The sequence below is a fragment of the Seohaeicola sp. genome (genome assembly GCF_048006315.1).
Taxonomy (GTDB): domain Bacteria; phylum Pseudomonadota; class Alphaproteobacteria; order Rhodobacterales; family Rhodobacteraceae; genus Seohaeicola.
In genome coordinates, this window is record NZ_CP180350.1 from 1,875,731 (window position 1) to 1,887,843 (window position 12,113).

At 64.8% G+C, this 12,113-nt stretch carries 10 protein-coding genes; 3 read left to right on the forward strand and 7 right to left on the reverse strand.

What is annotated here, in order from left to right; all coding sequences use genetic code 11:
* Positions 1-2 precede the first annotated feature (2 nt).
* Both ACMUJL_RS09455 and ACMUJL_RS09460 read right to left on the reverse strand, forming a co-directional pair.
* Positions 3-893 (reverse strand): homocysteine S-methyltransferase family protein, encoded by an 891-nt coding sequence (locus tag ACMUJL_RS09455; protein WP_375568727.1) that lies wholly within the window; start codon positions 891-893, stop codon positions 3-5.
* Entirely contained in the window at positions 890-3,316 is a 2,427-nt protein-coding gene (locus tag ACMUJL_RS09460; protein WP_068293924.1) for a GcvT family protein, read from the reverse strand. Before ACMUJL_RS09460 ends, ACMUJL_RS09455 begins: the two co-directional genes overlap by 4 nt.
* Positions 3,317-3,425: 109 nt before the next feature.
* Between ACMUJL_RS09460 and ACMUJL_RS09465 the strand changes: the two genes are divergently transcribed.
* The gene (locus tag ACMUJL_RS09465; RefSeq protein ID WP_375568723.1) at positions 3,426-4,289 is read left to right on the forward strand and encodes a LysR family transcriptional regulator; all 864 of its coding nucleotides are present in this window, start codon (positions 3,426-3,428) and stop codon (positions 4,287-4,289) included.
* Positions 4,290-4,343: 54 nt separating this feature from the next.
* Here the strand turns inward: ACMUJL_RS09465 and ACMUJL_RS09470 are convergent, their stop codons facing one another.
* The gene (locus tag ACMUJL_RS09470) at positions 4,344-5,249 is read right to left on the reverse strand and encodes a LysR family transcriptional regulator (protein WP_068293928.1); all 906 of its coding nucleotides are present in this window, start codon (positions 5,247-5,249) and stop codon (positions 4,344-4,346) included.
* A 364-nt stretch (positions 5,250-5,613) separates the two neighbouring features.
* Here ACMUJL_RS09470 and ACMUJL_RS09475 point away from each other — a divergent pair, with 364 nt between their 5' ends.
* Together ACMUJL_RS09475 and ACMUJL_RS09480 are read left to right on the forward strand one after the other, a co-directional pair.
* Positions 5,614-7,002: an aspartate aminotransferase family protein gene (locus tag ACMUJL_RS09475; protein WP_375573956.1), complete on the forward strand. Its 1,389-nt coding sequence runs from the start codon at positions 5,614-5,616 to the stop codon at positions 7,000-7,002.
* Between the two features lie 8 nt (positions 7,003-7,010).
* The gene (locus tag ACMUJL_RS09480) at positions 7,011-8,408 is read left to right on the forward strand and encodes a glutamine synthetase family protein (protein WP_375568720.1); all 1,398 of its coding nucleotides are present in this window, start codon (positions 7,011-7,013) and stop codon (positions 8,406-8,408) included.
* Between the two features lie 49 nt (positions 8,409-8,457).
* Here the strand turns inward: ACMUJL_RS09480 and ACMUJL_RS09485 are convergent, their stop codons facing one another.
* From ACMUJL_RS09485 to ACMUJL_RS09500, 4 genes are all read right to left on the reverse strand, one after another.
* Complete coding sequence (locus ACMUJL_RS09485; protein WP_375568718.1) at positions 8,458-10,485, reverse strand: FAD-dependent oxidoreductase; 2,028 nt, start codon at positions 10,483-10,485, stop codon at positions 8,458-8,460.
* 85 nt (positions 10,486-10,570) lie between these two features.
* Positions 10,571-10,864: a hypothetical protein gene (locus ACMUJL_RS09490; RefSeq protein WP_068293942.1), complete on the reverse strand. Its 294-nt coding sequence runs from the start codon at positions 10,862-10,864 to the stop codon at positions 10,571-10,573.
* A gap of 13 nt (positions 10,865-10,877) precedes the next feature.
* Positions 10,878-11,252 carry a hypothetical protein gene (locus ACMUJL_RS09495; protein WP_375568716.1) on the reverse strand — a complete coding sequence of 125 codons (375 nt, stop codon included), beginning with the start codon at positions 11,250-11,252 and terminating at the stop codon, positions 10,878-10,880.
* A 24-nt stretch (positions 11,253-11,276) separates the two neighbouring features.
* Complete coding sequence (locus tag ACMUJL_RS09500) at positions 11,277-12,050, reverse strand: DUF6478 family protein (protein ID WP_375568714.1); 774 nt, start codon at positions 12,048-12,050, stop codon at positions 11,277-11,279.
* Positions 12,051-12,113: the final 63 nt, after the last annotated feature.

Sequence of the window (12,113 nt, forward strand, 5' to 3'; positions counted from 1 at the left end):
GGTCAAGCCACCTCATGCCCGGCGGCGCGGATCTGGTGCGCCAGTTCTTCGATATGGGCCGGGCCCACCTCGCAACAGCCCCCAACGATCGTCGCGCCCTGCCCGATCCAGCCCATCGCATGGGCGGCATAGGCCTGGGGCCCCAGATCCTGGCGCGCCGAAAGCGCATCGACCGTGGGTTTATGGCCCAGGAATTCCTGCGTGATCCGGGTAAAGCCGTTGGCATAGGCGCCAAAGGGTTTGCTGCCTTTGGACAGGATATCCAGCGCCGCCGGGATCGCCTCGGGGACCGAGCAGTTGATCAGGATGGCATCGGCCCCATCGGCGACGGCCATTGCATCGCCCAGCGCCTCGCCCGAGCGCAGGCGCGTGCCGTCCGCATCGTCCACGGTCAGCGACAGCCAGACGGGCAGGCCGGCCTGGCACGCGCCGTCAAGCACCGCGCGGGCATGATCGACAGAGGCCACGGTTTCGCAGATCAGCAGATCGCAGCCCTTGGCCAGGGCCTTTGCCACCTCGGCATAGCGGGGTGCGGCCACGTCATGGGGCGGGTGGATATCGGGGCGGTAGCTGGCGATCAGCGGGCCGATGCTGCCCGCGATGCGCCCGCCGCCATGGACATCACGCGCGGTCTGCGCCTCGGCCAGGGCCAGGTCGATCAGCGTATCAAGCTGCCCTTCCAGCGGGGTTCCGATCAGCCGGTCGTGGTGTACCGCATAGCTGTTGGTGGTGGCGATGGTCGATCCGGCATCGAAATAATCCCGGTGAACGCTGCGCACGATGCCGGGATGGTCGACCATCACCTGGGTCGACCACAGCGGTGTCGGGCGATCCCCGGAGCGGTGGACAATTTCCTGCCCCATGCCCCCATCGAGAAGTGTGATCCTGCTCAAGATCTGATCCTTTCATTGGCCGGATCCCACAGCGGGCCATCCGGCTGCACGACAGCGGCGCACCGCTGGCCAAAAATCTCGACGTCAATCGCGGTGCCGGGCACTGCCAGATCCGCCCGCACCATCCCCAAGGCGACCGACGCCCCCACGCGGTAGCCCCATGCGCCGCTGGTGGTTTCGCCCACGATCTGTCCGTCATGCCAGAGCGTGGACATGTAGGGGGCATCCTGATCGCCTGCGTCCACCTTGAGGGTGACAAAACGCTTGGTCACGCCCGCCTGTTTCTCGGCCAGCAGTGCCGCCTTGCCGGGAAATTCCTTGGACCAGTCGATGAAGCGCTCAAGCCCGCCTTGCAGCAGGGTGTAATCGGTGGACAGATCACCCTTCCAGGCGCGATAGCCCTTTTCGATCCTGAGGGCGTTCAGGGCGAACATGCCGAAGGGCGTTGCGCCCCCGCCTGTGACGGAATCCCAGATCGTGGCCGTATCTGCCGCGGGGCAATGCACCTCCCAGCCCAGTTCGCCCGCGAAGGAGACCCGCATCAGGGTGCAATCCACGCCACAGACGCGCGCCTGCTGCGCCGACAGCCAGGGCAGGGTCAGGTCCGCATCGGTCAGAGGGGCGAGGATGTCACGCGATTTGGGGCCAGTGACCAGCAGGCAGTCGTATTTGTCGGACCGGTCATGCACGGTGATGCCGGCAGGGGCCTGTCGTGACAGCAATTCGCCATCATGCAGTTGCGCCACGCCCGCCGTGATCAGCCAGGTGCAATCGGGCCCCTGCGGGATCACCGACATTTCGGTCACGATCCGGCCCTTGTCATCGGCGAAATAGGCCAGCCCCACGCGACCCACGCGCGGGATCCGCGATGCCGTCAGGCTGTTGACGTAGTCCTGCGCGCCCGGCCCTTCGACCGACAGGCGGGTGAAGCCGGAAATCGCCAGAACGCCGCAGCCATCGCGGACGGCGGCGCATTCCTCGGCGACGCGGGGCGCCCATGGACCGGCGCGATCCCAGGTCTGGCTGCCCTCCCAGCTGGTGTCGTCACCGGGTTTGGCGAACCAGTTCGCCCGCTCCCAGCCGTTGTAGGCACCGAATTGCGCGCCTGCATCCTTCAGACGGGAATGCAGCGCCGACAGCTTGCGATCGGCCCCGGCGGGCCAGCGGGCGTGCGGGAAATGCATGCCGTATTCGTGGCCGTAAACCTCCATGCCCTTTTCGATGCAATAGGCCGGATCCTCGAAGCCGGTGAAACGGCGCGGATCACAGGACCACATATCCCATTCGGTGCCGCCTTCGGTGATCCATTCCGCCAGCACCTTGCCAGCGCCGCCCGCCTGGCAGATGCCGAAGGTGAAGACGCAGGCCTCGAAGGCATTGGGCAGGCCCGGCATCGGACCGATCAACGGATTGCCATCGGGGGTATAGGGGATCGGGCCATTGATGACCTTGCTCAGCCCGGCCTTCTCCAGCAGCGGCACACGGGCCATCGCATCGCCGATGTACCATTCAAGCCGCTCCAGATCGTCGGGAAACAGCTGAAAGCTGAAATCCTCGGGCATGGGATCTTCGGGGGTGATCCAATGCGCGCGGCAATTGCGTTCATAGGGGCCAAGGTTGAAGCCATGCTTTTCCTGCCGCAGGTAATAGCTGCTGTCGACATCCCGCAGCAGGGGCAGCTTGGCCCCCTGCGCCGTGGACCATTCCGCCAGTTCGGGGACAGTATCGAACAAAAGGTACTGGTGGCTCATCACCATCATCGGCACATCGCGGCCGAACATCGCGCCGACTTCGCGCGCATAATAACCGGCGGCGTTCACCACCTTTTCGCAGCGCACCTCGCCCTTGGGTGTCACGACAACCCATTCATCCCCCTCGCGCCGCACGCCGGTGACCGGGCAGAAGCGTTCGATCCGCGCGCCCATCTGGCGCGCGCCCTTGGCCAGGGCCTGGGTCAGCTGTGCCGGATCGATGTCGCCATCATTGGGATCATAAAGCGCGCCCTGCAGGTCATGGGTTTCCAGAAAGGGATAACGCCCGCGAATCTCGTCCGGACCCAGCAGATCAAGGTCCATGCCCTGGTAGCGGCCCATGCCCACCACGCGGGCGAATTCCTGCATCCGTTCGCGGCTATGCCCCAGGCGCAGCGAACCGGTGACATGATAGTTCATCGGATAATCGACCTCGGCCCCGAGACGGCGATAGAGATCGGCCGAATAGCGCTGCATGTTCATGATCGACCAGCTTGACGAGAAGGTCGGCACATTGCCCGCGGCATGCCATGTCGATCCCGCTGTCAGCTCATTGCGCTCCAGCAGCAGGCAATCGGTCCATCCCGCGCGTGCCAGATGATAGAGGGCCGATGCCCCCACCGCACCGCCACCGATGATGACCACTCTTGCCTGTGTCGGAAAATCCGCCATGCCCTGTCCCTTCGTCTTGCATTCGCTTGCCGACTATCAGTCGAGCCAAGGCCTCTATCAATCCGGGCCAGCCGGGTTTATTGATCGGAAAAACCGATCAGGGTCCGCGATGCAAACCGAGCTTCTGGAAACTTTCCTCGACCTGTGTGAAACGCGCAGCTTCAACCGCACCGCCGACCGGCTGGGGGTGACGCAATCCACCGTATCGGGCCGCGTGCGGGCATTGGAAACCGCGCTGGGGTGTCGCCTGTTTCATCGCTCGCGGGCGGGTACGGGGCTGACGACCGAAGGGCTGCGGTTCGAACCGCACGCCCGCGCGTTGCGACAGGGATGGACCGAAGCCTTGCAGGACACCGCCGGATCCGGCAGCCGCGCCATGACCCTGCGGATCGGGCTGCAACGCGATCTGACCGATCACCACATCGGGGACTGGATGCGGCAGTTCCGCGCCGCCCTGCCCGAGGCGGCCTTCTACATCGAGGCGGATTATTCCGCGCAGATGTGTGCCGATCTGGTCAGCGGGGCGCTGGACCTGGCGCTGCTGTTCACGCCAAAACCGCAACCCGACCTGCATTTCGAAACCGTGGGCGAGTTGTCCTATCGCATGGTATCGACGCAGCCGATCAGCTTGGCCAACCTGCCGCTGGAACGCTATGTGCGGGCCAATATCTCGCCTGCCTTCAGCGCCGCACATGCGGGGCTGTTGCCGCAGTTGACGGTGGCCCCGGTTTCAAGCGGTCAGAATGCGACCGTCGCCGGTCTGATCCTGGCCCTGAATGGCGCGGGCTATGTGCTTGATGATACGGCCCAGGCGATGATCGAAACCGGCCAGGCCCATGCGGTTGCCCAGGCACCACGCATCCCGCAACCGGTCTTTGTGGCCTTGCCGCTGCGCCAGCGGCACCGCCCCTTGCAACGGCGCCTTGTCACGGTCCTGCGCGCGCATTTTTCCGCGACGACGGCCCGGAAATGACAAACCCGCACCAAGGGCGCGGGCAGGTTTGCCATGGTCGTTGCGCTAAGGCGCTTACCACTCGGTCGGGCCCTTGTCGGCGAAGGCATGCACCAGGAAGTCGATGAAGGCGCGCACCTTGGGCTGGGTAAAGCGACCCGGCGGATAGACCGCATAGATGCCCTGGGTTTCCACGGGAAGATCGGGGATCGCATCCTCGACCAGGCCCTTTTCCATCGCTTCGGCGTAAAGGAAGCTGGGCAGATAGGCGATGCCAAGCCCGGCCACACAGGCGTTCAGCAGGGATTGCCCGTCATTCACGCTCAGCCAGCCGGCGGTGCGGACTTGGCGCTTTTCGCCCGAGGGGGCGGTCAGCTTCCAGACGTTGCCGTTGGACTGGTTGGAGTAATGCAGCAGCTTGTGATCGTTCAGGTCGTCGATCTTCTGCGGGCGACCGTATTTCTCGAAATAGCCGGGGCTTGCGATCATGCGCTTGGTCGTTTCGGTCAGCTTGCGGGCGCGCAATGTGCTGTCCTCAAGCTCTCCGATCCGCACGGCCATGTCGAAGCCTTCGCTGATCAGTTCGACATAGCGGTTGTTCAGCACCATGTTCACCGTGATATCGGGGAATTCTGACAGGAATTCGCCCAGCACCGGCGACAGGTGGTTCACCCCGAAATCGGTGGCCACGGAAATCCGCAGCAGCCCCGAGGGGGCGGATTGCATCGATGTGACAAGGGCATCCGCCTCGCCCGCATCATTCAGCACCCGACGCGCCCGGTCGTAATAGGCCAGACCGATCTCGGTCGGGCTGACACGCCGCGTGGTGCGGTTCAGCAGCCGCGCGCCCAGGCGTGCCTCAAGGCTCGAGACATGCTTGGACACGGCCGATTTGGAAATGCCCATCTTCTTGGCGGCATCCGTGAAGCCACCCTGGTCCACGACCGTGGCGAAGGCTTCCATTTCCGTCAGACGATCCATCCGCGACACCCTTTCATTTGTGTTGTTTCCGGTATCGCGTCGAAATCAGGCATCACTTGGGCAGGGTGCGGACAATATCGGGGTATTGTCGGGGATCGTTAATGGCATGGAAACAGGTGGCGGAAGGGCCGAACCCTGCTTCTTCTTGCCAGAAATATCCGAAAAAACCACGCCTGCCACGCGGTCATAGGGTGGCGCAAAGCCTCTTTCGTTGGGGCTGGGCGCCACGAAATTTGATCATATGGAGCCTGTCGGCATGATTCATTTCGCAGATAATCAAATTTGTTCCCTTTGCATTTGATCAAATATATTGAGACGACAGAAGCAGGGTTTCAGCCAGGGGCATGACACCATGGACGGCAATATGGAAACAACCGCGGACAGCTTGGCCGGCGTGCCGATCGCCCGCCTGGAAACGGTGCGCGCCAGAGAGGCCGCAACCTACGCCGCGCGGCGGCCGCGCACGCAGGCTGCACTGGCAGGCGGCACAGAGGCCTGGCTGGACGGTGTCCCCATGCACTGGATGAAGGATTGGCCGATGCCTTTCCCGATGCTGGTGGCGCAGGCCCGCAAGGCGCGGCTGACCGATCTGGACGGGCACCGGATCGACGATTTCTGCCTTGGCGATACCGGCTCGATGTTCGGGCATTCCCCTGCCCCCGTGGCCCGTGCCATCCGGCGACAGGCCCGCGCCGGGCTGACCTATATGCTGCCTACCGAGACCGCGCTTGAAGCGGGGCGGTTGCTGTGCGAACGCTTCGGCGCGTTCCGCTGGCAGATCGCGACGACCGCCACGGATGCCAACCGCTTTGCCATGCGCGTGGCCCGTGCGGTGACCGGGCGGCCGAAGGTCCTGGTCTTCAACGGGTGCTACCATGGCACCGTGGACGAGGCGATGGTCGCCCTGTACGAGGGTCAGACCGTCGCGCGCCCCGGTCTGACCGGGCAGGTGGCTGACCTGACGCGCACGGCTGTCGCGGTGGAGTTCAACGATCTGGCGGGGGTCGAGGCGGCGCTGGCCACCGGCGAGGTGGCCGCGATCCTGACCGAACCGGTGATGACGAATTCCTGCATGGTTCTGCCCGATCCCGGCTTTCACGAAGGGCTGCGCGCCCTGTCGCGCCAGTATGGCGCGCTGCTGATCATCGACGAGACGCATACCATCTCCAGCGGGCTGGGCGGCTATACCGCCGTGCACGGGCTGGACCCCGACATTTTCGTGGCGGGCAAATGCGTGGCGGGGGGCATGCCCACGGCGATCTGGGGGCTGCGCGACGATGTGGCCACGCGCTTTGCCGCCTATGACGCGACGCGGCCTGCGGGGCATTCGGGGATGGGCACCACCCTGTCCGCGAACCCAATGCAATTCGCCTGCCTGCGCGCCACCCTGTCCGAGGTGATGACGCCCGAGGCCTATGCCCATATGGAGGCGGGTGCCGCCCGGCTGGAGGCGGGGCTTGCCGCCGCTATCGCGCGGGCTGGCGCGCCCTGGCATGTGGTGCGCGTGGGTGCGCGGGTCGAGTTCATCTGCGCGCCGGGTCCCCTGCGAAACGGAACCGAGGCCGGGGCCGCGCATCAACCCGCACTGGAGGCCGTGATCCATACCTGCCTGCTGAACCGGGGCTGCCTGATCGCCCCCTTTCACAACATGATGCTGGTCAGCCCCGTGACCACCATGAAACAGGTCGACCGGCTGATCGCCGCATTCGACGCGACACTGGCCCTGCTTTTCGGGCCTGACGAGGCCCAATGAGGACTGACATGACGACCCAGACCAATGCCCCCTCGGGCGCCACCATCGCCGAGGCGCAGGCCTTTCTTGAGGCCCACCCCGAGATCGAGGCTTTCGACATCGTGCTGCACGACTCCAACGGGATCGGGCGGGGCAAGATCATCCGGCGGCACGAGTTGCTGGCCTTCTACCAGTCGGGGCGGTTCTTGCCGATCTCGATCCTGGGGCTGGATATCTGCGGCGAGGACGTGCACGAGACCGGGCTGATCTGGGACCAGGGCGATGGCGACCTGCGGGCCTGGCCGATCCCCGGCACGTTGAAGCCGCTGCATAGCACCATGCCGCCACGCGGTGAGGTGCTGATGTCGCTCTACACGCTGGAGGGCGCACCGATGACTTCGGACCCGCGCCATGCGCTGCAGGCGCAGGTCGATGCCATGGCGGCCGAGGGGTTGTTCCCGGCCGGCGCCTTCGAGCTTGAATTCTTCCTGCTGGCCAATGATCGCGGACCGGACGGGCGCGTGCGCCCCGCCGCCGATGTGCTGGACGGGCGCGCCAGCCACCGGACCGAAGTCTATTCGGTGGATCACCTGCACGGGATGCTGCCGCTGTTTTCCGACATCTACGCGGGCGCCGAAAAGGCGGGGATCAAGGCGGAAACCATGATCTCGGAATACGCCCCCGGCCAGTATGAGCTGACGCTGCATTACCGTACCGATGTGATGCAGGCCGCCGATGACCTGATGCGGCTGAAGCGGATCGTGCGGGCGCAGGCCCGCGCGCATGGGGTCACCGCCTGCTTCATGGCCAAACCGGTCGAGGATTACGCCGGATCGGGCATGCATTTTCATGTGTCCTTGCAGGACGGTGACGGGCGCAATGTCTTTACCGAGGCGGTGGAAGGGGAATGGTCGCCCCAGATCCTGCATGCCCTTGGCGGCTTGCGCGCCACGATGGGCGAAGCGATGCTGGTGTTTGCCCCGCATGCCAATTCATGGCGCCGTTTCGCCAACCAGAGCTATGCGCCCGTGTCGACAAGCTGGGGCGTCAACAACCGGTCGGTTGCCCTGCGCATCCCTGCGGGCGACAAGCGCGCGCGGCGGATCGAACACCGGCCTGCAGGGGTGGATGCGAACCCCTACCTGGTGGCGGCGACCGTTCTGGCGGGTATCCGGCACGGGCTGGCGCAACGGATCGATCCCGGCCCCGAGACAACGGGCAACGGCTATGACGAGGCGGGCGGGGATGACGGCATTCCGCGCGACTGGGGTGCGGCCATCGCTGCGGCGCGGGCGTCAGCCTTTCTGAAAGACGCCCTGGGCGAGGACATGCACCGCACCTTCGTGGCTGTCAAAGCCGCCGAATATGCCCGCGTGGCGCGCACGATCTCGGACGTGGATTACGACCTTTATCTGCACACGGTGTGAGCGCGTGCAGATGTGGGACTTGGATATTTGAGGCAAGAAGAAACAGCGGTCAGAGAGTGGCCGCCAACCTTGTGCCCTGGTCGATGGCGCGTTTCGCGTCGAGTTCGGCGGCCACATCCGCGCCCCCGATCACATGGGCGGTGATGCCGCGTTCGGCCAGCGCATCGGCCAGGCTGCGCTCGGGCAATTGGCCCGCACAGAGCACGACCGTATCGGCCGGAACCACGCGCGGGTTTTCCCGCGCCTCGCCGAAGGTGACATGCAGGCCTTCGTCATCGATGCGTTCATAGTTCACGCCACCGATCATCTGTACGCCCTTCATCTGCAGGGCGGCGCGGTGGATCCAGCCTGTCGTCTTGCCCAGCCGCTTGCCCGGGCGTTCGGCCTTGCGCTGCAAAAGCGTGACCTGGCGGGCGGGTGCGCCGGGGCGCGGGCCTTCGACGGCCAGGCCACCGCGCGCGTCGGCGGGATCGGCAACGCCCCATTCGCGCATCCAGTCGGGGATGCTTTCGGTCGGGCTGTGCCCTTCGTGGACAAGATATTCCGACACATCGAAGCCGATGCCGCCCGCGCCCACCACGGCGACGGTCTTGCCCACGGGCGCCTTGCCCGCCAGAACGTCGATATAAGAGAGCACGTTGGGGCGATCCTGACCGGGAATGCCGGGATCGCGCGGGATAACGCCGGTGGCGATCACCACCTCGTCAAAGCCTGAAAGATCATCGACACTGACAGGGGTGTTCAGCCGCAGATCGATGCCGGCATCGGCGACCATGGTCTCGTACCAGTCCACCAGCCCGTGGAATTCTTCCTTGCCGGGGATCTGTCGCGCCATGTTGAGCTGCCCGCCCACGCGGGCAGCCCTATCGAACAGCGTGACCTTGTGGCCGCGATCCGCCGCGGTCAGCGCCACGGACAGTCCCGCAGGCCCTGCGCCCACCACGGCGATCGTCTTGGGCGCGGCGGCAGGGGCGATGACGAGTTCCGTTTCATAGCAGGCGCGCGGGTTCACGAGGCAGCTTGAGATCTTGCCGCCGAAAGTGTGATCCAGGCAGGCCTGGTTGCAGGCGATGCAGGGCGCGATGCTGTCGGCGCGTCCGGCCATGGTCTTGACCACGAAATCGGGATCAGCCAGCAGCGGGCGCGCCATCGACACCATGTCGGCGCAGCCCGTTGCCAGAACATCCTCGGCCACTGCGGGCGTGTTGATCCTGTTCGAGGTGATCACGGGGATGCCCACCTGACCCATCAGCTTTTTCGTGACCCAGGCGAAGGCCGCGCGCGGAACGGAAGTCGCGATGGTGGGGATGCGCGCCTCGTGCCAGCCGATGCCGGTGTTGATGATGCTGGCCCCGGCCTTTTCGATGGCCTGTGCCAGTTGCACCACCTCTTCAAAGGTGGAGCCGTTGGGCACAAGGTCGATCATCGACAGGCGGTAGATGATGATGAAATCGTCGCCCACGGCGGCGCGGGCGCGTTTGACCACCTCGAGCGGCAGGCGCATCCGGTTTTCATAGGAGCCGCCCCAGCGGTCGGTGCGCTTGTTGGTATGGGTCACGAGGAACTGGTTGATGAAGTAGCCTTCCGATCCCATCACCTCGACCCCGTCATACCCGGCCTCGCGGGCGCGGGCGGCGGCGGTGGCGATGTCGTGGATCTGTTTTTCGATGCCTTCCTCGTCCAGTTCCCGCGGCGGAAAGGGCGAGATCGGGGACTTGATGGCGCTGGCCGAGACACATTCGGGGCCGTAGGCATAGCGGCCCGCATGGAGGATCTGCATGGCGATCCTGCCATCCGCCGCGTGGACGCGGTCGGTCACGATCCGGTGGTTGGCGATGTCCTGATCGGTGAACAGGCCCGCCGCCCCCGGAAACACGCCACCTTCGCGGTTGGGGGCCATGCCGCCCGTCACCATGAGGCCCACACCGCCGCGCGCCCGCGCGGCGTAGAATTCGGCAACGCGGTTCCAGTCCTTCGTTTCCTCGAGGCCGGTATGCATCGAGCCCATGAGAACGCGGTTCTTCAGCGTGACATGGCCCAGATCGAGCGGGGCAAGAAGATGCGGATATTCGGTCATGTGGTGCCTCCCGTTTGCGCGCCATCTGAGCGGAAGGCGCGGGATTTGTCACCCGAAACCCAGCGTCAGCACCGGCCGGGGGCTGTCAGACCGTATTGTCCAGGACGAAGGGCGTTTCGAAATAGTCAAATTGCGGATAGGCGCCGTAGATGCCGCGCACCTTTTCGCACCATGCCGCATCATGTCCGGCCTTCGCGGCCTCAAGCGTTTTCCAAAGGTAGACGCCGCCCCCGCGCCCACCCTCGGGATCATAGAGGTAGTTCTTGCGGATCAGATCGGCATTGGCGGACCAGCCGGGGACCGTCGCCTGGAAATTGGCGATCACCTGCGCGCGGGTCATGCCGTCGGGAATAGGAAAGGTGACGATCTCGGTGATCATGCAGCCCCCGTGGTTACATGGTTTCAAGGCAATGGCGCCGGAAGGCGCGCTTGAGAAGATCCAGTTCCTCGCGCAACAGATCCATTTCCGCGCGAATGTCATCGGCCAGCGCCTCTCCGGCGAGGATGGCGAAACTGTTCAGGGTCTCGCCCGTTTCGCCGTCACGGATCAGGAAGGTATGGATACCGTCGGACAGGGCCTGGCGCGGAACCGGGACGCGCAGCACCCAGCCTGCGCCTTTCGCACCCTCCAGCAGTTCGGCACCGGGCACGGGCTGTTCCAGATGGGTCACGGCAACCGACGGGCGCACCCCCGCGGGCGCGCCTGTCACGACGCCTTCCCATATCCCCTGGAACAGACGGGTCTTGGTGACGGTCAATGCACTCACGTGTTCATCCTCTTGGATCCGGTATCACAATTCGGCGCGCGGGCGCCTGCTGAAGGTGAGGTCACGCAGGATCACCTGGTTCATCTCGGGGCCTTCGAAGATCAGGTCGACCCAGGCCTTTTCGACACGTTTTTCGTTCATGCCGGAATAGGCAAGGTCGAATTCCACCATGATGTCTTCTTCGTGCAGAGGCAATTCGCGCACGATCTGTTCGGTGTTCGGCCCGTGGCGAATATTGAGCCGGGCAAATATCTCCAGCGGTTTTTCCATTTCGATGATGGTATTCATGCGGATCAGGTGGCGCCGCTTCAGCCCGGCCACGGCATCGCCGGGCAGATCGATCGCAAGCGACAGGAAGGATCCGTCGAACCGGAACACATCCAGCCGCAGACCGAAAGGCGCCAGATCCTGCTCGCGCCGGTTGCGAAGCTGGCGCAGGGTCACTTCGGAGCGTTCGCAGTCATGAAACAGCGTCACCTCGTTGCCAAGCGTGCTCTTGCTGGGGACCGAGGCGAAGCCGGGCACCGGCAAGGGGCCGCGCCACAATTCGGGCCGCCAGCCCCAATCGGCCCCATGCGGCCTGCGAAAGGCGTTGGACCCGATCATCGGCAGGGCAAGACGGCTTTCGGCGACATGGATCAGATCATCCAGATGACGCCGCAACTGGCGGGCGCGCTGACGCTGAAGCCGCAAATCAGCCAGATCGGCCTTGTCGGCCCGACTGGCGGCACTGGCCCAGCGGCTGCGACTGCGCGCGAATGCAATTGCGTCGAGAACCTTGCCACCCAACCTTGTCATGATGTCCCGACCTGCCTTGCCTGTCTTATCCGCTTACCACACTCGGCGTCTGTCAGTACCGCC